This is a genomic window from Streptomyces sp. DH12 (assembly GCF_020873895.1).
Lineage (GTDB): Bacteria > Actinomycetota > Actinomycetes > Streptomycetales > Streptomycetaceae > Streptomyces.
Map to the genome: position 1 here is coordinate 112,569 of NZ_JAHWGT010000010.1, position 22,792 is coordinate 135,360.

Sequence of the window (22,792 nt, forward strand, 5' to 3'; positions counted from 1 at the left end):
AAGGGCGATCACCCATCCGGGTGGTCGCCCTTCGGCGTTGCCGTGACGCCTGTCTTGCGACGGACGCCCGGAGGAGTATGGTGATCTTCGCCGTGCGCCCCGCGGAGCCGGGGGCCTTGACGAACCGCACGCCGCGCGCAATTCTCAGGACGCGTCGTCACAACGATCCGGAACCGAGGCATGGATCGACGACCGAACGGGCAGTATCGATGTGCGCCGACGGGCGCGAGGTGCCGCGGAGATGAGAACAACGAGGGTCGCGAATTACTCGCCCTGGACATCAGTGGGCCAAGTGGCTACACTGACCCTTTGCGCTGCCTGTTAGCTGCTCCCTGCCCGTCACCAGGGGCATACCCTCGCGAGAGCACAGTTGACCGAATGCCCTGACCTGGGATTTCGGGTCTCCGTGCTCGGCTGGGGACCGGTACGCGCGTAGTGAGTCCGAGCCCTCGGAAGGACCCCCTCTTGGCCGCCTCGCGCAACGCCTCGACCGCGAATACGAACAACGGCGCAAGCACCGCCCCGCTGCGCATCTCCTTTGCAAAGATCAAGGAGCCCCTCGAGGTTCCGAACCTCCTCGCGCTGCAGACCGAGAGCTTTGACTGGCTGCTCGGCAACGCCGCATGGAAGGCTCGAGTCGAGGCGGCTCTCGAGAACGGACAGGACGTCCCCACCAAGTCCGGTCTGGAGGAGATCTTCGAGGAGATCTCGCCGATCGAGGACTTCTCCGGGTCGATGTCGCTGACCTTCCGCGACCACCGCTTCGAGCCTCCGAAGAACTCCATCGACGAGTGCAAGGAGCGCGACTTCACCTACGCCGCGCCGCTCTTCGTCACGGCCGAGTTCACCAACAACGAGACCGGCGAGATCAAGTCCCAGACGGTCTTCATGGGCGACTTCCCGCTCATGACGAACAAGGGCACCTTCGTCATCAACGGCACCGAGCGTGTCGTGGTGTCCCAGCTCGTCCGCTCGCCGGGTGTCTACTTCGACTCCTCCATCGACAAGACGTCCGACAAGGACATCTTCTCCGCCAAGATCATCCCGTCCCGGGGCGCCTGGCTGGAGATGGAGATCGACAAGCGCGACATGGTCGGTGTCCGCATCGACCGCAAGCGCAAGCAGTCCGTGACCGTCCTCCTCAAGGCGCTCGGCTGGACCACCGAGCAGATCCTGCAGGAGTTCGGCGAGTACGAGTCGATGCGCGCCACCCTGGAGAAGGACCACACCCAGGGCCAGGACGACGCGCTGCTCGACATCTACCGCAAGCTGCGCCCGGGCGAGCCCCCGACGCGTGAGGCCGCGCAGACGCTGCTCGAGAACCTCTACTTCAACCCCAAGCGCTACGACCTGGCCAAGGTCGGACGCTACAAGGTGAACAAGAAGCTCGGGGCCGACGCGCCGCTGGACGCCGGCGTCCTGACCGTCGACGACGTCATCGCGACGATCAAGTACCTCGTCCAGCTGCACGCCGGCGAGACCGAGACGGTCGGTGCCAACGGCACCACGATCGTCGTCGAGACCGACGACATCGACCACTTCGGCAACCGTCGTCTGCGCAACGTCGGCGAGCTCATCCAGAACCAGGTCCGCACGGGTCTGGCCCGGATGGAGCGCGTCGTGCGCGAGCGCATGACGACGCAGGACGTCGAGGCCATCACGCCGCAGACCCTGATCAACATCCGGCCGGTCGTCGCCTCCATCAAGGAGTTCTTCGGCACCAGCCAGCTGTCGCAGTTCATGGACCAGAACAACCCGCTGTCGGGTCTCACCCACAAGCGCCGCCTGTCGGCGCTGGGCCCGGGTGGTCTGTCCCGTGAGCGGGCCGGCTTCGAGGTCCGTGACGTGCACCCCTCGCACTACGGCCGCATGTGCCCGATCGAGACCCCCGAAGGCCCGAACATCGGTCTGATCGGCTCGCTCGCCTCCTACGGCCGGGTCAACGCGTTCGGCTTCGTCGAGACGCCGTACCGCAAGGTCGTCGACGGCCAGGTCACCGACGAGGTGGACTACCTGACCGCCGACGAGGAGGACCGCTTCGTCATCGCGCAGGCCAACGCGACGCTCAACGACGACCTCCGGTTCGCCGAGAACCGCGTCCTCGTGCGCCGCCGCGGCGGCGAGGTCGACTACGTCGGCCCTGAGGACGTCGACTACATGGACGTCTCGCCGCGCCAGATGGTGTCGGTCGCGACCGCCATGATCCCGTTCCTGGAGCACGACGACGCCAACCGCGCCCTCATGGGCGCGAACATGATGCGCCAGGCCGTGCCGCTCATCCAGTCGGAGTCCCCGCTGGTCGGCACCGGCATGGAGTACCGCTCCGCCGTGGACGCCGGCGACGTCGTCAAGGCGGAGAAGGACGGTGTGGTCCAGGAGCTCTCCGCGGACTACATCACCGTCGCCAACGACGACGGCACGTACATCACGTACCGCCTGGCCAAGTTCGCCCGCTCCAACCAGGGCACCTCGGTCAACCAGAAGGTCGTCGTCGCCGAGGGCGACCGGGTCATCGAGGGCCAGGTCCTCGCCGACGGCCCGGCCACCCAGAACGGCGAGATGGCGCTCGGCAAGAACCTCCTCGTGGCGTTCATGCCGTGGGAGGGCCACAACTACGAGGACGCGATCATCCTGTCGCAGCGCCTCGTCCAGGACGACGTCCTCTCCTCGATCCACATCGAGGAGCACGAGGTCGACGCCCGCGACACCAAGCTGGGCCCCGAGGAGATCACCCGGGACATCCCGAACGTCTCCGAGGAGGTCCTCGCCGACCTCGACGAGCGCGGCATCATCCGCATCGGTGCCGAGGTCGTCGCCGGCGACATCCTGGTCGGCAAGGTCACGCCCAAGGGCGAGACCGAGCTGACGCCGGAGGAGCGCCTGCTCCGCGCGATCTTCGGTGAGAAGGCCCGCGAGGTCCGCGACACCTCGCTGAAGGTGCCGCACGGCGAGACCGGCAAGATCATCGGCGTGCGCGTCTTCGACCGCGAGGAGGGGGACGAGCTGCCCCCGGGCGTGAACCAGCTGGTCCGCGTCTACGTCGCGCAGAAGCGCAAGATCACCGACGGTGACAAGCTCGCCGGCCGCCACGGCAACAAGGGCGTCATCTCCAAGATCCTTCCGATCGAGGACATGCCGTTCCTGGAGGACGGCACCCCGGTCGACATCATCCTCAACCCGCTGGGCGTCCCGTCCCGAATGAACCCGGGACAGGTCTTGGAGATCCACCTCGGCTGGCTCGCCAGCCAGGGCTGGGACGTCTCCGGCCTCGCCGAGGACTGGGCCAAGCGGCTCCAGGTCATCGGCGCCGACGTGGTCGAGCCCCGCACGAACGTCGCGACCCCGGTCTTCGACGGCGCGCGCGAGGACGAGCTGGCGGGCCTGCTGGAGAACACGCTCCCCAACCGCGACGGCGACCGCATGATGCTGCCGTCCGGCAAGGCGCGCCTGTTCGACGGCCGCTCCGGTGAGCCGTTCCCGGACCCGATCTCGGTCGGGTACATGTACATCCTCAAGCTCCACCACCTGGTCGACGACAAGCTGCACGCCCGGTCGACCGGTCCGTACTCGATGATCACCCAGCAGCCGCTGGGCGGTAAGGCTCAGTTCGGTGGCCAGCGCTTCGGTGAGATGGAGGTGTGGGCGCTTGAGGCATACGGCGCCGCGTACGCCCTCCAGGAGCTGCTGACCATCAAGTCCGACGACGTCACCGGCCGCGTGAAGGTCTACGAGGCCATCGTCAAGGGCGAGAACATCCCCGAGCCCGGCATCCCCGAGTCCTTCAAGGTGCTCATCAAGGAGATGCAGTCCCTGTGCCTCAACGTGGAGGTGCTGTCCTCGGACGGCATGTCCATCGAGATGCGCGACACCGACGAGGACGTCTTCCGCGCAGCGGAGGAGCTCGGCATCGACCTGTCCCGGCGCGAGCCGAGCAGCGTCGAAGAGGTCTGACGGGTCGGCCGGCCGGATCTCCCATCCGGCCGGCCTCCCAGCGACCCGTACAGACCATTGATTGACACAACCCTGAGAGGGATTGACGCATAGTGCTCGACGTCAACTTCTTCGACGAGCTGCGGATCGGCCTGGCCACCGCGGACGACATCCGACAGTGGTCCCACGGCGAAGTCAAGAAGCCGGAGACCATCAACTACCGCACCCTGAAGCCCGAGAAGGACGGCCTCTTCTGCGAGAAGATCTTCGGCCCCACTCGGGACTGGGAGTGCTACTGCGGCAAGTACAAGCGTGTCCGCTTCAAGGGCATCATCTGTGAGCGGTGTGGCGTCGAGGTCACCCGCGCCAAGGTGCGCCGCGAGCGGATGGGCCACATCGAGCTCGCCGCCCCCGTCACCCACATCTGGTACTTCAAGGGCGTCCCGTCCCGGCTCGGCTACCTGCTGGACCTCGCCCCGAAGGACCTGGAGAAGGTCATCTACTTCGCGGCGTACATGATCACGTACGTCGACGAGGAGCGCCGTCAGCGCGACCTGCCGTCGCTGGAGGCCCACGTCTCCGTCGAGCGCCAGCAGATCGAGCAGCGCCGCGACGCCGACCTCGAAGCCCGCGCCAAGAAGCTCGAGACCGACCTGGCCGAGCTGGAGGCCGAGGGCGCCAAGGCCGACGTGCGCCGCAAGGTGCGCGAGGGCGCCGAGCGCGAGATGAAGCAGCTGCGCGACCGCGCCCAGCGCGAGATCGACCGCCTCGACGAGGTGTGGAGCCGCTTCAAGAACCTCAAGGTCCAGGACCTCGAGGGCGACGAGCTGCTCTACCGCGAGCTCCGCGACCGCTTCGGCACGTACTTCGACGGCTCGATGGGCGCCGCCGCGCTGCAGAAGCGCCTGGAGTCCTTCGACCTCGACGAGGAGGCCGAGCGCCTCCGCGAGATCATCCGCACCGGCAAGGGCCAGAAGAAGACCCGCGCGCTCAAGCGCCTCAAGGTCGTCTCCGCCTTCCTGCAGACCAGCAACAGCCCCAAGGGCATGGTGCTGGACTGCGTCCCGGTGATCCCGCCGGACCTGCGTCCGATGGTGCAGCTGGACGGTGGCCGCTTCGCGACCTCCGACCTGAACGACCTGTACCGCCGCGTCATCAACCGCAACAACCGTCTGAAGCGGCTTCTCGACCTCGGCGCGCCCGAGATCATCGTGAACAACGAGAAGCGCATGCTCCAGGAGGCCGTCGACGCGCTCTTCGACAACGGCCGCCGCGGCCGCCCGGTCACGGGCCCCGGCAACCGTCCGCTGAAGTCGCTGTCCGACATGCTCAAGGGCAAGCAGGGCCGCTTCCGTCAGAACCTGCTCGGCAAGCGAGTCGACTACTCGGCGCGTTCCGTCATCGTCGTCGGCCCGCAGCTCAAGCTGCACCAGTGCGGTCTGCCGAAGGCCATGGCGCTGGAGCTCTTCAAGCCGTTCGTGATGAAGCGCCTGGTCGACCTGAACCACGCGCAGAACATCAAGTCGGCCAAGCGCATGGTCGAGCGCGGCCGCACGGTCGTGTACGACGTGCTCGAAGAGGTCATCGCCGAGCACCCGGTGCTGCTGAACCGTGCGCCCACGCTGCACCGTCTCGGCATCCAGGCCTTCGAGCCGCAGCTGGTCGAGGGCAAGGCCATCCAGATCCACCCGCTCGTCTGCACCGCGTTCAACGCGGACTTCGACGGTGACCAGATGGCCGTGCACCTGCCGCTCTCCGCGGAGGCGCAGGCCGAGGCCCGCATCCTGATGCTGTCCTCGAACAACATCCTCAAGCCGGCCGACGGCCGTCCGGTCACCATGCCGACCCAGGACATGGTGCTGGGCCTCTTCTTCCTCACCACGGACGAGGAGGAGCGCGAGGTCAAGGGTGAGGGCCGCGCGTTCAACTCGACCGCCGAGGCGATCATGGCCTTCGACGCCCGGGAGCTCTCGCTCCAGGCGAAGGTGGACATCCGCTTCCCGGTCGGCTCCATCCCGCCCCGCGGCTGGACCCCGCCGGCCGAGGAGGACAACGACCTCGGTGTCGGTCCCTGGCAGCAGGGCGACTCGTTCCGGCTGCGGACGACCCTGGGCCGCGCGCTCTTCAACGAGCTGCTGCCCGAGGACTACCCGTTCGTCGACTACACGGTCGGCAAGAAGCAGCTCTCCGAGATCGTCAACGACCTCGCCGAGCGCTACCCCAAGGTCATCGTGGCGGCGACGCTCGACAACCTGAAGGCGGCCGGCTTCTTCTGGGCCACCCGCTCCGGCGTCACCGTCGCCATCTCGGACGTCGTCGTCCCGGAGGCGAAGAAGGCGATCGTCGCCGAGTACGAGGCGCGCGACGAGAAGGTCCAGAAGCAGTACGAGCGTGGTCTGATCACCAAGGACGAGCGCACCCAGGAGCTCATCCAGATCTGGACCGAGGCGACCAACAAGGTCGCCGACGCGATGAACGAGAACTTCCCGAAGACGAACCCGATCTTCATGATGGTGAACTCGGGCGCTCGAGGAAACATGATGCAGATGCGCCAGATCGCGGGTATGCGCGGTCTGGTGTCGAACGCCAAGAACGAGACGATCCCGCGTCCCATCAAGGCGTCCTTCCGCGAGGGCCTGTCCGTGCTGGAGTACTTCATCTCCACGCACGGTGCCCGTAAGGGTCTGGCCGACACCGCCCTGCGTACCGCCGACTCGGGTTACCTGACCCGTCGTCTCGTGGACGTCTCGCAGGACGTGATCATCCGCGAGGAGGACTGCGGCACCGACCGCGGTCTGAAGCTGCGGATCGGGTTCAAGGACGAGGCCGGCATCCTGCGGAAGGCGGAGGACGTCGAGACCTCCGTGTACGCCCGGATGCTCGCCGAGGACGTCGTGGTGGACGGCAAGGTCATCGCGCCGGCCAACGTCGACCTCGGTGACGTGCTCATCGACCAGCTCATCGCGGCGGGTGTCGAGCAGGTCAAGACCCGCTCGGTCCTCACCTGCGAGTCCGCGGTCGGCACGTGTGCGTACTGCTACGGCCGTTCGCTCGCGACCGGCAAGCTGGTCGACATCGGTGAGGCGGTCGGCATCATCGCCGCCCAGTCCATCGGTGAGCCCGGTACGCAGCTGACGATGCGTACCTTCCACACCGGTGGTGTGGCCGGTGACGACATCACGCAGGGTCTGCCGCGTGTCGTCGAGCTCTTCGAGGCCCGCTCCCCGAAGGGCATGGCCCCGATCGCCGAGGCGTCGGGCCGGGTCCGCATCGAGGAGACCGAGAAGACCAAGAAGATCGTCATCACCCCGGACGACGGCAGCGACGAGACGGCCTACCCGATCTCGAAGCGCGCCCGTGTCCTGGTCGGCGAGGGCGACCACGTCGAGGTGGGCCAGAAGCTCACCGTGGGTACCGAGAACCCGCACGACGTGCTGCGCATCCTCGGTCAGCGGGCCGTCCAGGTCCACCTGGTCGGCGAGGTGCAGAAGGTCTACAACTCGCAGGGCGTGTCGATCCACGACAAGCACATCGAGATCATCATCCGGCAGATGCTGCGTCGCGTGACGATCATCGAGTCCGGCGACGCGGAGCTGCTGCCGGGCGAGCTCGTGGAGCGTTCGCGCTTCGAGCAGGAGAACCGTCGTGTGGTCACGGAAGGCGGCCACCCGGCCTCCGGCCGTCCGCAGCTGATGGGTATCACCAAGGCGTCGCTGGCGACGGAGTCGTGGCTGTCCGCGGCCTCCTTCCAGGAGACGACCAGGGTCCTGACGGACGCGGCGATCAACGCCAAGTCCGACTCCCTGATCGGCCTCAAGGAGAACGTCATCATCGGTAAGCTCATCCCGGCCGGTACGGGCCTGTCCCGCTACCGCAATATCCGGGTCGAGCCGACCGAGGAGGCCAAGGCCGCCATGTACTCGGCCGTCGGCTACGACGACATCGACTACTCGCCGTTCGGCACCGGCTCCGGCCAGGCCGTCCCGCTGGAGGACTACGACTACGGTCCGTACAACCAGTAAGCGCGCAGTCTGATCGGAGGGCGGCACCCCGTCGCGGGACGGGGTGCCGCCCTCCGGCGTGCCCGGGGCCCGGTGGGTCCGGCCTCCGGGCGGCGGGGGTGCCCGGGGCCGCGGATGTGTCGATCCGGCCACTCCTCGTACGGATGTGCGTTTCTCCGTACGGGCTGGTCCGCCCGCTGTCGGCGGGCGCCCGGCGGCGGGGGCCCGTGCGCCCCTACGGGCCTGGCGGCCGTGGTGGTACGGAGGCGGCGCCTCCGGCTCCACGCGGGCGCACAGGGCCGCCCAGGGGACCGGGAAGGGGCAGTTCAGGGCCGCCGCGGACCGTGCGGCGGCCCTGCGGCGGGGGGCCGGCGGCCCATCCGGCCGCTCATCCGTGTGGCGGGGGCCCGTGGCCGGTCGTGACTGATCTTCGGCGTGGCATTTGTTTTGACCGGAGTCCATGCGATAGGTACGCTCAGACCTTGTGCCTGGGGTGTGCCTGGGCTCCTGTGCGTGTCCTCAACCGCACGGCGAGTCCGTCAAAGGCCACCGCGATCCGCGCTCCTCCCCGCCCGGGGCGGGGGTTCGCCGGATCCGACACACCCGACCGCGTGGGTCGGCGACGTTCCAGGTTAGCTTCACTACACGGCACACAGAAACCGGAGAAGTAGTGCCTACGATCCAGCAGCTGGTCCGGAAGGGCCGGCAGGACAAGGTCGAGAAGAACAAGACGCCCGCCCTCGAGGGTTCCCCTCAGCGCCGCGGCGTCTGCACGCGTGTGTTCACGACCACCCCGAAGAAGCCGAACTCGGCCCTCCGTAAGGTCGCGCGTGTGCGTCTGACCTCCGGGATCGAGGTCACGGCCTACATTCCGGGTGAGGGACACAACCTGCAGGAGCACTCCATCGTGCTCGTGCGTGGTGGCCGTGTGAAGGACCTGCCGGGTGTTCGCTACAAGATCATCCGCGGTTCGCTCGACACCCAGGGTGTCAAGAACCGCAAGCAGGCCCGCAGCCGCTACGGCGCCAAGAAGGAGAAGTAAGAATGCCTCGTAAGGGCCCCGCCCCGAAGCGCCCGGTCATCATCGACCCGGTTTACGGTTCTCCTCTGGTGACCTCGCTCATCAACAAGATCCTGCTCAACGGCAAGCGTTCCACCGCCGAGCGCATCGTCTACGGCGCCATGGAGGGTCTCCGTGAGAAGACCGGCCAGGACCCGGTCATCACGCTGAAGCGCGCGCTCGAGAACGTCAAGCCGGCTCTCGAGGTGAAGTCCCGCCGTGTCGGTGGCGCCACCTACCAGGTGCCGATCGAGGTCAAGCCCGGTCGCGCCTCCACGCTCGCGCTGCGCTGGCTGGTCGGCTACTCGCGCGCCCGTCGTGAGAAGACCATGACCGAGCGCCTGATGAACGAGCTGCTGGACGCCTCGAACGGCCTCGGCGCCTCGGTCAAGAAGCGCGAGGACACGCACAAGATGGCCGAGTCCAACAAGGCCTTCGCGCACTACCGCTGGTAGTCGCACCCACATCGAGACCGAGAGAAGACTGAAGCCTTATGGCTACCACTTCGCTTGACCTGGCCAAGGTCCGCAACATCGGGATCATGGCCCACATCGACGCGGGCAAGACGACCACCACCGAGCGCATCCTCTTCTACACCGGTGTCTCTTACAAGATCGGTGAGGTCCACGACGGCGCTGCCACGATGGACTGGATGGAGCAGGAGCAGGAGCGCGGCATCACGATCACGTCCGCCGCGACGACCTGCCACTGGTCGCTCGAGGACGTCGATCACACCATCAACATCATCGACACCCCGGGTCACGTCGACTTCACCGTCGAGGTGGAGCGTTCGCTCCGCGTCCTCGACGGCGCCGTGACGGTGTTCGACGGTGTGGCCGGTGTCGAGCCGCAGTCCGAGACCGTGTGGCGTCAGGCGGACCGCTACGGCGTTCCGCGTATCTGCTTCGTCAACAAGCTCGACCGTACGGGCGCCGAGTTCCACCGCTGCGTGGACATGATCTCGGACCGCCTGGGCGCGCAGCCGCTCGTCATGCAGCTGCCGATCGGTGCCGAGGCGGACTTCAAGGGCGTCATCGACCTGGTCCGCATGAAGGCGCTGGTCTGGTCCGCCGAGGCCGCCAAGGGCGAGATGTACGACGTCGTCGACATCCCGGACACCCACGCCGAGGCCGCCGAGGAGTACCGCAACAAGCTCGTCGAGGCCGTCGCGGAGAACGACGAAGAGATCATGGAGCTGTACCTGGAGGGCCAGGAGCCTTCCGAGGAGCAGCTGTACGCCGCGATCCGTCGTATCACCATCGCCTCCGGCAAGGGCACCGGCACCACGGTGACCCCGGTGTTCTGCGGCACCGCGTTCAAGAACAAGGGCGTCCAGCCCCTGCTCGACGCGGTCGTGCGCTACCTGCCGTCGCCCGTCGACATCGAGGCCATCGAGGGCCACGACGTCAAGGACGCCGAGACGGTCGTGAAGCGCAAGCCGTCCGACGACGAGCCGCTGTCGGCGCTGGCGTTCAAGATCATGAGCGACCCGCACCTCGGCAAGCTCACCTTCGTCCGGATCTACTCCGGTCGCCTGGAGTCCGGCACCTCGGTGCTGAACTCCGTCAAGGGCAAGAAGGAGCGCATCGGCAAGATCTACCGCATGCACGCGAACAAGCGTGAGGAGATCGACTCGGTGGGCGCCGGCGACATCATCGCCGTCATGGGTCTGAAGCAGACCACGACCGGTGAGACGCTGTGCGACGAGAAGTCCCCGGTGATCCTGGAGTCCATGGACTTCCCGGCGCCGGTGATCGAGGTCGCCATCGAGCCGAAGTCCAAGGGTGACCAGGAGAAGCTGGGTGTCGCCATCCAGCGTCTCGCGGAGGAGGACCCCTCCTTCCAGGTGCACACCAACGAGGAGACCGGCCAGACCGTCATCGGCGGCATGGGCGAGCTTCACCTCGAGGTCCTCGTCGACCGCATGAAGCGCGAGTTCAAGGTCGAGGCCAACGTCGGCAAGCCGCAGGTCGCGTACCGTGAGACGATCCGCAAGGCCGTCGAGCGCGTGGACTACACCCACAAGAAGCAGACCGGTGGTACCGGTCAGTTCGCCAAGGTGCAGATCGCGGTCGAGCCCATCGAGGGCGGCGACGCCTCGTACGAGTTCGTGAACAAGGTGACCGGTGGTCGCATCCCGAAGGAGTACATCCCTTCGGTCGACGCCGGTGCGCAGGAGGCCATGCAGTTCGGCATCCTCGCCGGGTACGAGATGACCGGCGTGCGCGTCACGCTGCTCGACGGCGCCTACCACGAGGTCGACTCCTCCGAGCTCGCCTTCAAGATCGCCGGCTCGCAGGCCTTCAAGGAGGCCGCGCGCAAGGCGTCCCCCGTGCTCCTCGAGCCGATGATGGCCGTCGAGGTCACCACGCCCGAGGACTACATGGGTGACGTGATCGGTGACATCAACTCCCGCCGTGGCCAGATCCAGGCCATGGAGGAGCGTGCCGGTGCCCGTGTCGTCAAGGGCCTGGTGCCGCTGTCGGAGATGTTCGGCTACGTCGGCGACCTCCGCAGCAAGACCTCGGGTCGCGCAAGCTACTCGATGCAGTTCGACTCCTACGCCGAGGTTCCGCGGAACGTCGCCGAGGAGATCATCGCGAAGGCCAAGGGCGAGTAACTCCACCGAGTTCACGCTTTAGGCTTGTCACCGGATACACCGGGGCGTTCCGCCGCACACCGCGCGAGCGGAGTGACGGAACGCCCCGGGGCCGGCATCCCAGCAAAGATCACCTGGCGCCGATGAGTAAGGCGTACAGAACCACTCCACAGGAGGACCCCAGTGGCGAAGGCGAAGTTCGAGCGGACTAAGCCGCACGTCAACATCGGCACCATCGGTCACATCGACCACGGTAAGACGACCCTCACGGCCGCCATTACCAAGGTGCTGCACGACAAGTACCCGGACCTGAACGAGGCCTCGGCCTTCGACCAGATCGACAAGGCTCCTGAGGAGCGTCAGCGCGGTATCACCATCTCGATCGCGCACGTCGAGTACCAGACGGAGTCGCGTCACTACGCGCACGTCGACTGCCCGGGTCACGCGGACTACATCAAGAACATGATCACCGGTGCGGCCCAGATGGACGGTGCCATCCTCGTGGTCGCCGCCACCGACGGCCCGATGCCGCAGACCAAGGAGCACGTGCTCCTGGCCCGCCAGGTCGGCGTGCCGTACATCGTCGTCGCCCTGAACAAGGCCGACATGGTGGACGACGAGGAGATCCTGGAGCTCGTCGAGCTCGAGGTGCGTGAGCTCCTCTCCGAGTACGAGTTCCCGGGCGACGACCTGCCGGTCGTCAAGGTCTCGGCGCTCAAGGCGCTCGAGGGTGACGCCGAGTGGGGCCAGTCCGTCCTCGACCTGATGAAGGCCGTCGACGAGTCCATCCCGCAGCCCGAGCGTGACGTCGACAAGCCGTTCCTCATGCCGATCGAGGACGTCTTCACGATCACCGGTCGCGGTACGGTCGTCACCGGCCGTATCGAGCGTGGTGTCCTGAAGGTCAACGAGACCGTCGACATCGTCGGTATCAAGCAGGAGAAGACCACCACCACGGTCACCGGCATCGAGATGTTCCGCAAGCTGCTCGACGAGGGCCAGGCCGGTGAGAACGTCGGTCTGCTCCTCCGTGGCATCAAGCGCGAGGACGTCGAGCGCGGCCAGGTCATCATCAAGCCGGGCTCGGTCACCCCGCACACCGAGTTCGAGGCGCAGGCGTACATCCTGTCCAAGGACGAGGGTGGCCGTCACACGCCGTTCTTCAACAACTACCGCCCGCAGTTCTACTTCCGTACCACGGACGTGACCGGCGTCGTGACCCTCCCCGAGGGCACCGAGATGGTCATGCCGGGCGACAACACCACCATGTCGGTCTCGCTGATCCAGCCGGTCGCCATGGAGGAGGGCCTGAAGTTCGCCATCCGTGAGGGTGGCCGGACCGTCGGCGCCGGCCAGGTCACCAAGATCGTCAAGTAAGCTCCGCTTGCTCGACGGCCTGAACGGCTGACCTGGTAGCTCCTGGAGCTGCACGCGAAGGGCCCCGCACCGTGAGGTGCGGGGCCCTTCGTCGTTCCCGTTCCGTCGTTCCCGTTCCGCTCCCGGTGCTTCCGGCGCGGCCGGGGGCCGGTGGGTGCCGGTGGGGGCGCCCGGTCAGGCCGTGTCGGTGTGGGCCGACCACGACCAGGGGTACGCGTCCGCGCCGAGGCCGACCGCCGTCGCCCCCTTCGGGCCCAGGTGCAGCGTCGTCGGCTCCAGGGCGGTGACCCCCTGCGCGCGGACCGCGGTACGGCCGCCGACGTGCAGCTGGACGCGGCCGCGTAGGTCGCGGCCGAGGAGGACCGGGCCCCGCGGCGTACCGGTGGCGGTGACCGCGCCGTACCCGTCGAAGCGCGGTACGGGCAGCCGGCCCCCGTCGACCCGGACGGCCGTGAGTTCCTCGCGGGCCGGCTGCCGGTAGTACAGGGCGAGGTCGCCCGCGGGGGTGGTCGCCACGTCGACCGGCCCGCCCGGTACGGGCAGGGCGCCGCCGGGCCGGAAGGCGACCGGCCCGCCGGCCGCGTCCTGCGCCCAGTGGTGCACGGTGTCCCGCCCGGCGGCGAAGAGGTGCACCAGACCGCGCCCGTCGACCGCGGCGGACAGCCCGTCCTGGACCTCGGCGCCGCCCGCGTCCCGCCAGCGGGACCACGTGCCGTCGGCCTCGCGGACGCGGGTGCTGACGCCCTTGTCCGCGTTGCGCACGAAGAGGTGGACGCGCCCGTCGGGGGCCGTCACCGCGACCGGCACGCCCACGCGGCGGCCGCGGTCGTCGCCGCGCTCGGGGTTGCCCAGGCCCGCCCAGGCGAGGAACGGCCCGCCCGGGGCCCGCTGCTCCAGCACCACGACCTCGCGCTCGTTGGCGCCGCCGTGCCCGCCGAGGGCGGCGAACCGCAGCCCGAACAGCAGCTGCCGGCCGTCGAGCAGGGTCGCCGTGCCGAGCCCCGGGGCGAGGGGGCCGCCGCCCAGGTCGGTCGGGTCGCCCCACTGTCCGCTGCCCGGCTCCGTCTCCTGCCAGCACACCGCGCGCAGCCCCAGCACCCCGTACACGCGCAGCCGCCCGTCCGGGCCGGTCGCGACGACCGGGCCCGGGCCGGGGTAGCGGTGGTGGGTGGAGCGGACCCAGCCCTTCTTGTTGGTGAGCGGGCGGGTGCCGCCGACCATGTAGTCGCCGCAGCCCGCGCTGTTGCCGCACTGCCACGACGGGTCGCCGCCGTACGGGACGAGGTGGGCGGCCTTCTCGCGCAGGACCGGCTCGGGGAGGTTCTTGGGCCAGTGGCGGTTGTAGTAGCCGCGGAACGAGGTGGCCACGAACCCCGGTATCGCCCCGCCGTCGCCGGTGGCCTCGGCGACCCAGCGGACCAGCGCGGCCCAGCTGAAGGAGGCGACGGCGGTGTGGTCGGCGTGGTCGGAGTACCCCGGCTGCTCGGAGTCCTTCTTGCGGGTCGCCTCGTCGCTGTGCTGGATGTCGGGGTCCGGGTCGAGCGTGTGGACGACGGTCGGCCGGTAGCGCTCCAGCAGCCCGACGAGCACGTCCACCAGGCCGTCGTAGTCGTAGTCGCTGGCGCGGCGGACGGGGGAGCCGGTGGCGAGGACGGTCCGCAGGCCCAGCGCGCGGTCCTGCCACAGGGCGGGCAGCGCCATCCAGCGGCGCGGAGTGTGCATGGGGAGGTTGAGGAAGACGAGCTCGACGCGGCGGGTGCCGTGCGTGAGGGTGTTGATCTCGGCCTCGCGGTCGCCGCGGAGGGTGACGACGGCCTTGTGCCAGGGGGTGAACTTGTCCAGGCCGATCATCTCGGCGTACGCCTGGCGCAGGCCCTGGTGGCGGGCGGAGGAGTAGGCGGCCCGGTCGGCGACGGGCTCGGTCCGGCTGCCGGGGACGTGGTTCTTGCCCGTGTGCTCGCCGGCGGAGACGTACACGCAGACGAGGGGGACGCCGGCGTCGACCATGCGCCGGCAGTCGGGGTTCATGAAGTACAGGTCGTCGTCCGGGTGCGCCAGGACCTGCATGAGCTGCGCCCGCCGCGAGCTGGTGATCGGCATGCCGGGGGCCGGGTCGGCGGTGGGCCCGCCGCGGCGCGGGGCGGGGACGGAGCAGCCGGTGAGGCCCGCGGCGCCGACCGTTCCGGCGAGGGCGGTGGCGGCGGCGGTGGCGAGGGTGCGGCGCCGGCTCGGGCCGCGGGGCGCGGGGGAGGGGCGGTCGGCCGCGGTGCGGTCGGTGGCGGGGGGCGTCCGGCCGGCCCGGCCGGTCCGCGCGCCGCCGTCCCGGAACACGGCAGCGCGAGGCCGGCCCCCCGGTATGTCGTTCACTTGTGCCCCCGTACTGCTGCTGCGGCGGATGCTGCTGGTGGTGCTGGTGGTGCCTGGGTGGTGAGCTGGGAGTGGCGGTCGAGGCGCTGGTCGAAGCGCCCTCCGGTCAGCTAGACGGATTATCGACACCGTGGGTTGCCCGGGGCGCGGCGGGGTGTTCAGCGGGGGAGCGGGGCGGTCCGGGGCGAGCGCGGGGACGGTCCGCGGTTGACCTCAAGTCGGGTCGAGGTCCTAGCGTCGAGGCATGACCACGACACGCCTCACCCCCGCCGTCGCCGATCCGGACGCCACCGACGCCGAACTAGCCGCGCAGCCCGTCGGCTACTGGAGCGGTACGGCCCACCGGGCGGTCATCACCTACCTCCGTGACGCCATGGCCCGCCTCGACGTCACCCAACCCCAGTGGTGGTCCCTCAACCGGGTCCTCGCCGCCGGAGAGGACGGTGTGGCCCGCGCGGAGGTCGCCGTACTCCTCGCGGAGGTCGCGGACGGCCCCCGGGAGGTGCCGCGCGCCCTCGACCAGCTCCTGCACCGCGGTTGGATCGCCGCCGGCCCGGCCGGTGCCCTGCGCATCACGGACGCGGGCCGGGAGGCCCACGCCCGGATCAAGCAGCTCGTCACGCGGTTGCGGGCGGAGGTCCACGAGGGCGTACCGGACGAGGAGTACGCGGCGGCGCTGCGCGTGCTGCGCCGGATCGCGGCGAACGCGGCGGCGGCCTCGGCGAAGGCGAAGGCGGAGGCGGAGTCGGGAGCCGAGGCTTCCGTGGGCTGAGGTTTGCTGGGCTGGCGCGGGGGGCCGTCGGCGTCCGGTCGGGGCCGGGCGCCGGGGACGCCGCAGGCCGGCTTCAGCCGAGCGTGGGCACCTCCCCGCCGTCCGCCCACGTCAGCGTCACCCCGGGCAGGCCGCGCAGCCACCGGTCCGCCACGGCCGCGAGGGCGGCGCGGTTCGGCGGGGCGGCGCCCAGCCCCACGGCGTACCGGAGCACGCCGGGCCCGGTGTCGAAGGGCCGGGGCCAGGCGTGGGCGTCCGGCGCGCCCGCCTCGGCCAACGCGGTGAGCAGCGCGCGCGTACGGCCCCGGACGCGCCCCTCCAGGGGGCCCGGCGGCACGGACACCACCGCCCAGGCCGCGTGGCGGCGGTGCAGCGGCGGCGGGGCGCAGAGCCGTTCCCGGGCGTCGGGTCCGCCGTCTTCGAGCAGCTCCCACGCCCGGTACAGCTCCTGTGCGAGCAGGTCGCGGCCGCCCGGCGTGACCTGGTCCGTGCACGGGCGCCGGGGGTACGTCGGGGTGAGCACGGTCAGAGGCGGGGCGCCGGCGTCCCCCGGGCGCGCCTCCCCGGCGCCGCCTCCGGGAACGGCCACGGCGATCCGCCAGTCCCAGGCGGCCCAGGTGGCGAAGAAGCGCCGCAGCAGCTCCGGCGGCCTCAGGTCGTCCGCCTCGCGGACCGTGCGGGCCGCCAGCAGCGTCCACGCCAGACCGGGCAGGCCGCCGAGGGGGGCCGCGTCCAAGCCGCGCGCCCGCGCCCACCGCTTCACCTCGCGCGCCAGCCCCGCGAAGGCGACCCGCCGGTCGCCCGCTTCGGCGAGGACGGCGTCCGCGTCACTCACCGCGCTCAGCGCCACGGCGGCGTCGCCGTCCAGCTCGGCGCGGCGCGCCACGGCGTCAGCCGGCGGTACGGCGCCCGTGCCGACCACGACCAGGTCCACGACGAGGTCCAGGTCCTCGCCCCCGTCGTCGTCCCGGTCCCGGTCCCTGCCCCAGGCCAGGCCCCGGGCCAGGTCCGGGGCTCCGACCACGGCGGGGCCCCGCCCCCTGGCGCGTGCCGTGTCGGTGCCGCCCCCGGTCCCGCGCCGCCCCGCGGGGCCACCGGCGCGGACGGTGAGGCGCAGCCCGGGTACGCGGGCGCCGACCACCTCCCGCACGTGCCGGAGCCCCGGGAGCGCGGCGGTGACGCGGGCCCGCACCTCGGCAAGGTCGGCTCCGCCGGGCAGCGCCGCCACCAGGTCCAGGTCGGCGCCCGGCAGGGCGCAGCCCATGCGGCGCGAGCCGACCACGTGCACGACGCCCTCCGGAAGCGCCTGCGCCACCCGCCGCGCGACCCTCGCCGCGTGGGTCGCGCCGACCGCGCCGGGGTCCTGCCCGAGGTCCTGTCCGAGACCGTGCCCGGGGTCCTGCCCGGGGTGGGCCGGGGCCGGGCGTCCCGTACCGCCCGCCGGACCGTCGTCCCGCCATCGCACCTCACCCGAGCCGAGGGCGACCGTCGCCCGGACCCGCGGCGGTTCGTCGCCGCGCCGGGACAGCAGCGCCACCTGGTCGACGCGCGCACCCCGGGCGCCGCCCCACCGGCCGGCCCGGTTCCCGCCGCACCGCGGGAACTTCCGCTCCAGCGCCCGGCGCAGCTCGTCCCACGGCGCGTCACCGCCTGCCGCCGGGCCCGACCGCACGGTGGCGTCCTCGCCGTGGCCGGAGCCGGGGCCGTCCGGCGGCCGGGTGTCGAACGGCGCGAGCCCGCGGACGGCCTCCGCCACCAGCTCGGCCGCCCGCTCGAACTCCGCCTCCGGGACGAAACCGGAGAGCAGGTCCACGCGCGCCGACCGGCGGGACACCTCCGGGTCGTGGTCCGGCCGTACGTCCCGGTCCGGCAGCCACGCCACCGCCGTACGGGCCGTCGGCCGCACGTCCGGCGCCCCGGCCCCGTCCACCCGTGCAGGCCCAGGCCGAGGCCCAGGGGCAGCATCATGACCGGAGCCGGAGCCGGAGCCGGAGCCGGAGCCGGAGCCGGAGCCGGAGCCGGAGCCGGAGCCGGAGCCGGAGCCGGGGTCCGGCCCCGCGCCCGGCGGGCCGTCGACGCCCAGGTCGACGACCACCCCGTAGTGGTCCGAGACGAAAAGCCCGTCCGCCGCCGCCGGCGCGTCGCCGGCCAGCACCGCCGCGTCCGCGCGCAGTCCGTCGCCGCGCAGCAGCACCCGGTCCAGCCGCGACGCGCGGCCCGACAGCGAGGAGACGGCGGCCAGCGGGTTCGCGCCCGGGTCGAACGTCGGCGTGCGGTCCTCCGGCCCGTGCACCTCGCTCCACGCGTCCCGCATGCCGAGCGCCGCCTGCGGCAGGTCACCGCCGTCGTTGACGTCCCCGGCCAGCACCACGTCCGCGTCGACGCCCGCGAACACCTCGGCCAGCCGGGCCAGTTCGGCCGCCCGCCGCCCGGCGCCGTCCTGGGAGTGGTCGCTGCTCAGGTGCGTCACCGCGACCACCGGCGGCCGTGCCGCACCGGTCTCCAGGACCACCGCCGCCACCGCCTTGTGCGGGCCCAGCACGTGCACGGCCGCCTCCCGTACGGGTACGCGGCTGAGCAGCAGCAGCCCGCACTCGGCGACGTCCCGCCCGCCCGGGTCGGTCGCCACCGCGTACGCCCGGCGCACCCACGGCGCGGCGAGCAGCGTGCCGAGCAGCTCCGGTTCGACCTCCTGAAGGGCGATCACGTCCGCGTCGGCGTCCCGCAGCGCCTCCAGCAGCAGCGGGCGGCGCCGCGCCGTGTCGATGCGGTCGCTGTCGTACCGGTCCCACAGGGTGTTCCACGTCAGGACCCGCAGCCCGCCGACCGCCGGACCCCCCGCACCGGGCCCGCCCCCCGCACCAGGCCCGCCCCCCGCACCGAGCACGCCCCCCGCACCAGGCCCGCCGACCGCCGGACCCCCGACACCATGTCCGCCTCCCGCACCGAGCCGGCCCCGCAGGCCGGCCACCCCGTCGCCGCCCCCGCCCGGTGTCCCGCCCGGTTCCCAGCGCCTGGCCGCCGCGTCCCACGCGTACGGCCGGCGCGCCGTGAAGAACGGCGACCGCAGCAGCCGCGCCTCCCGGACCCGGCCCGCGCCGGTCGCGTCGATCCGGTCGACCCCGGTCGCCCGGTCCCACACCACCTCGCCGTCCGCCTCGAAGAACAGCACCCGGTGCCACGGCACCTCCCCGCCCGGCACGAACGCCGGCAGCGGCACCCGCTTCGGCGCCGCCCCGCGCTGCAGGACACCGACGGTGAACCGCGCCGGGTCGAACCGCGGGTCCCACCGGACCCGGTGGTAGATCTCGTCGCTCGTACGCACCTACGCCTCCTCCTCCACGGTGCCGCGCGCGCCGATGTACCAGGTGCGGTGCGCCTGGCCCGGGTACGGCGGCACGAACCGGCGCAGCTGCGCGGCGAGCACCCCGGCCGGTACGGGGTGCTGCCGCACGGCGTTGCGCCGTACCAGCTCCTCCTCGTCGACCAGCACCACCGCGTGGGTCAGCAGCGCGTCCCGGCGGCGGGCCACGCCGTGGACCAGGGAGCGCTGGTGCGGGTTGAGCGAGGTGGCGTCCCAGACGACGGTCCCGCCGACGGGGGCGGCGGCGGTGAGGGCCGCGTCGAGCCGCTCCAGGGCCGTCCGCAGCACGGCGCCGCCCCCGCGCTGGTCGGCGCGGTCGCCCCGCTCCTCGCGGACCGCGTCCGGCGAGACGTACGCGCCCACCCCGGGCAGGCCGCGCGCGAAGGTGCTCTTGCCGCTGCCCGACGGCCCGACCAGGTGCACGAGACGCGGGAAGCGCCCGTCCCGCAGGCGCCAGGTGGCGGCGACGGCCTCCTCGGGCGCGGTCACGCGCCCGAGCGCGCGCAGCTCGCGCGCCTCGCCCCGACACCGCGCCGCCACGTCCGGCTCCAGTCCGGCGAACGGGTCCTCCGCGTACGCCCCCTCGGGCCCGCCCGGCAGCCCGCGCAGCTCCTGCGCGAACAGCGCCGACCACTCCACCTGCTCCCGCTCCGGCGCCCCCGCCGCGGTGGCCGCCGCGACGGCGTGCAGGACGCGCAGGTCGGCGGCGTACGACAGGCGTACGAGTCCGGCGGCTCGCTCGTCGTCCGGGTACGGGCGGTGCAGCGCCCCCTGGAGGCCCACCAGGTCGGCGACGCGCCGGGCCGCCGGCAGCCCCACGGTCGGCGCCAGCCGCCCGGCGAGCGGGCCGCGCCGCTCCCGGTGCAGCAGCGCCGCCAGCACCCCGGCGAGCCGCGCGTCCCCGCCCACCGACGGCGGGACGACGCCGCCGTCACCGCCGTCCCCGACGCCGCCGTCACCGCCGGCCTCGCCGAGCCGCGCGGCGGCCTCGGCGGCGGCCGCGGCGTCACCGTCGGCCACGCCCACCGCGGCGAGCAGCGCCCCCGCGTCGGGCGCCGCCCCGGACCGCACGTCCCACAGGGCGGCGGACACCCCCAGGCCGTTCGGCGTGACCGCGGCGTGCATCCAGTGCGTACCGGTCCGCACGTGCGCGGCCCGCACCCACTTCGCGACCCGCCGCCCGAACTCCGCCGCCGGGAAGCCCTCGGCGGTCCGGACGACGTACCCCTCCTGCCGGGCGGTGTCCACCCGCAGCCGCCGGAGCGCCCGCTCGTCGAAGACCCCGCGCCACAGCACGCGCGGCACGGGCACCCCCAGCCCCCGCAGGAACACCACCGTCCGGTCCCAGTCCAGGCAGCGCCCCCGCCCGTCCCACACGGAGAAGCCGTAGAAGTAGCCGTCCAGCGCGTCGTACGCGAGCGAGTGGCGGGCGTAGAGGTTCTCGCCGCACACCCGCCACCCCGCCGGGACGGCGTGCCCGACGCGCGCCTGCAGCGCCTTGACCCACGCCCGCGACGGGTGGTGCGCCGAGTCGAGGGACCGCGCGTGGAGCCCGTCGGCGTACAGGGTGGTGTTCTCCCCGTCGAGCTTCTCGGTGACCACCACCTCCCGCCCGGCGAACCCCGACAGGTCGGCGGCCCGGACGTCGTCCCCCGCCACCCCCGGCGACCAGGGCAGGTGCGGCGTGCGCGGATAGTGGGTGCGCTGCTGCGCGGCCATGGCGATCGACCCCCGTCGGTCTGGTGAGGTGCCCGGTCACTGTAGGAGTCGCCCCGGCGCCGTACGACCGATTAACCCGGCGCCCGCGGCGTGCCCGAGCCGCGCCGGTGGCGGCCGTGGGGCAGGCGGGGCGCGGGCTTCGAAGGGGGCCGGAGGGGTCGGGCGACCGCCCGGGAAGGCACCACGAGGGCCGGGCGGCGGCCGGCCGGAGGTCGGGTGCGGGCGGCTCGCCCGCGTGCCCCAGTTTGATCAGCAGGCGCCCCGGGGTATTCTCTTCGGCTCGATTGGCTTTGAGGCTGCCCCGTATGGCAGACTGTCCGGGTTGCTCGGTTGAGTGCCGATGCTGCGCGCCTCCCGCCGGGAGGACCGGAAGCGAGTCCCACAGTACTCGTCGTCCCTGCGTGGGGCGGACGTACGGGAATCTTCCGGGAAGTGTCAGCGGGGCCCCGACCAGGCACCCGGTGGGTGTCTCCCCCGGACCCGCGGTCACAGGCCCGCACCCCCTTGGTTGGGAAATCCTTCGGGAGATCTTCGTAGAGGGAGCGCGACACGCCCGACCGCGTGGGTCGGAGAAGACACGAAGCCCACCAGGTTCCAGAGCGTTACGAGAGACAGGACTACTGAGTAGCCATGGCGGGACAGAAGATCCGCATCCGGCTCAAGGCCTACGACCACGAGGTCATCGACTCCTCGGCGAAGAAGATCGTCGAGACGGTGACGCGCACTGGTGCGTCGGTCGCGGGCCCGGTGCCGCTGCCCACTGAGAAGAACGTGTACTGCGTCATCAAGTCGCCGCACAAGTACAAGGACTCGCGCGAGCACTTCGAGATGCGCACGCACAAGCGCCTCATCGACATCCTCGACCCCACGCCGAAGACGGTCGACTCGCTCATGCGTCTCGACCTGCCGGCGGGCGTCGACATCGAGATCAAGCTCTGAGGTGACGCGCGAGATGGCTAAGAACATTAAGGGCGTCCTGGGCGAGAAGCTCGGCATGACCCAGGTCTGGGACGAGAACAACCGGGTCGTCCCGGTCACCGTCGTCAAGGCCGGGCCGTGCGTCGTCACCCAGGTCCGCACGAACGACACGGACGGCTACGAGTCGGTCCAGATCGCCTTCGGCGAGATCGACCCGCGCAAGGTGAACAAGCCCCTCAAGGGTCACTTCGCCAAGGCCGACGTCACCCCGCGCCGCCACCTGGTGGAGCTGCGTACCGCTGACGCCAGCGAGTACACGCTCGGCCAGGAGATCACCGCTGCCGTGTTCGAGTCGGGCGTCAAGGTCGACGTCACCGGCAAGAGCAAGGGCAAGGGCTTCGCCGGTGTCATGAAGCGTCACAACTTCAAGGGCCTCGGCGCCGGTCACGGCACCCAGCGCAAGCACCGCTCGCCCGGTTCCATCGGTGGCTGCGCCACCCCGGGCCGCGTGTTCAAGGGCCTCCGCATGGCGGGCCGCATGGGCAACGAGCGGGTCACCACCCAGAACCTGACCGTCCACGCCGTTGACGCGGAGAAGGGTCTGCTGCTCATCAAGGGCGCGGTCCCGGGTCCGAACGGCGGCCTCGTCCTGGTCCGTACCGCGGCCAAGGGGGCCTGAGGTAAC

General features: G+C 71.3%; 12 protein-coding genes. 9 read left to right on the forward strand and 3 right to left on the reverse strand.

Annotated elements, in window-relative coordinates:
* Positions 1-465 precede the first annotated feature (465 nt).
* The 6 genes from rpoB (at position 466) to tuf (ending at position 12,967) form a co-directional block, all read left to right on the forward strand.
* Positions 466-3,951, forward strand: coding sequence for a DNA-directed RNA polymerase subunit beta (gene rpoB, locus LPA54_RS11635; protein WP_228976535.1), 3,486 nt, complete (start codon positions 466-468; stop codon positions 3,949-3,951).
* 92 nt (positions 3,952-4,043) lie between these two features.
* Positions 4,044-7,952 carry a DNA-directed RNA polymerase subunit beta' gene (locus LPA54_RS11640; RefSeq protein WP_228976537.1) on the forward strand — a complete coding sequence of 1,303 codons (3,909 nt, stop codon included), beginning with the start codon at positions 4,044-4,046 and terminating at the stop codon, positions 7,950-7,952.
* Between the two features lie 649 nt (positions 7,953-8,601).
* A complete protein-coding gene (gene rpsL, locus LPA54_RS11645; RefSeq protein WP_003948652.1) occupies positions 8,602-8,973 on the forward strand; it encodes a 30S ribosomal protein S12 in 372 nt (123 codons plus the stop codon).
* Between the two features lie 2 nt (positions 8,974-8,975).
* Complete coding sequence (gene rpsG / locus LPA54_RS11650; RefSeq protein ID WP_023587042.1) at positions 8,976-9,446, forward strand: 30S ribosomal protein S7; 471 nt, start codon at positions 8,976-8,978, stop codon at positions 9,444-9,446.
* 38 nt (positions 9,447-9,484) lie between these two features.
* A complete protein-coding gene (fusA, locus tag LPA54_RS11655; RefSeq protein ID WP_228976538.1) occupies positions 9,485-11,611 on the forward strand; it encodes an elongation factor G in 2,127 nt (708 codons plus the stop codon).
* A gap of 162 nt (positions 11,612-11,773) precedes the next feature.
* Positions 11,774-12,967: an elongation factor Tu gene (gene tuf / locus LPA54_RS11660; RefSeq protein WP_058942712.1), complete on the forward strand. Its 1,194-nt coding sequence runs from the start codon at positions 11,774-11,776 to the stop codon at positions 12,965-12,967.
* A 174-nt stretch (positions 12,968-13,141) separates the two neighbouring features.
* On the opposite strand, the gene LPA54_RS11665 is transcribed toward tuf, so the two are convergent.
* Positions 13,142-15,334 carry a PIG-L family deacetylase gene (locus LPA54_RS11665; protein ID WP_228976539.1) on the reverse strand — a complete coding sequence of 731 codons (2,193 nt, stop codon included), beginning with the start codon at positions 15,332-15,334 and terminating at the stop codon, positions 13,142-13,144.
* Positions 15,335-15,578: 244 nt separating this feature from the next.
* Between LPA54_RS11665 and LPA54_RS11670 the strand changes: the two genes are divergently transcribed.
* Positions 15,579-16,106 (forward strand): MarR family winged helix-turn-helix transcriptional regulator, encoded by a 528-nt coding sequence (locus LPA54_RS11670; protein WP_228976545.1) that lies wholly within the window; start codon positions 15,579-15,581, stop codon positions 16,104-16,106.
* 73 nt (positions 16,107-16,179) lie between these two features.
* On the opposite strand, the gene LPA54_RS11675 is transcribed toward LPA54_RS11670, so the two are convergent.
* Both LPA54_RS11675 and LPA54_RS11680 read right to left on the reverse strand, forming a co-directional pair.
* The gene (locus LPA54_RS11675; protein WP_228976547.1) at positions 16,180-19,431 is read right to left on the reverse strand and encodes a poly(A) polymerase; all 3,252 of its coding nucleotides are present in this window, start codon (positions 19,429-19,431) and stop codon (positions 16,180-16,182) included.
* The gene (locus LPA54_RS11680; protein ID WP_228976549.1) at positions 19,432-21,189 is read right to left on the reverse strand and encodes an RNA ligase family protein; all 1,758 of its coding nucleotides are present in this window, start codon (positions 21,187-21,189) and stop codon (positions 19,432-19,434) included.
* Between the two features lie 630 nt (positions 21,190-21,819).
* On the opposite strand from LPA54_RS11680, the gene rpsJ reads away from it, so the two are divergent.
* Both rpsJ and rplC read left to right on the forward strand, forming a co-directional pair.
* A complete protein-coding gene (gene rpsJ, locus LPA54_RS11685) occupies positions 21,820-22,128 on the forward strand; it encodes a 30S ribosomal protein S10 (protein WP_003948644.1) in 309 nt (102 codons plus the stop codon).
* Positions 22,129-22,141: 13 nt separating this feature from the next.
* Positions 22,142-22,786: a 50S ribosomal protein L3 gene (rplC, locus tag LPA54_RS11690; protein ID WP_149184893.1), complete on the forward strand. Its 645-nt coding sequence runs from the start codon at positions 22,142-22,144 to the stop codon at positions 22,784-22,786.
* Positions 22,787-22,792: the final 6 nt, after the last annotated feature.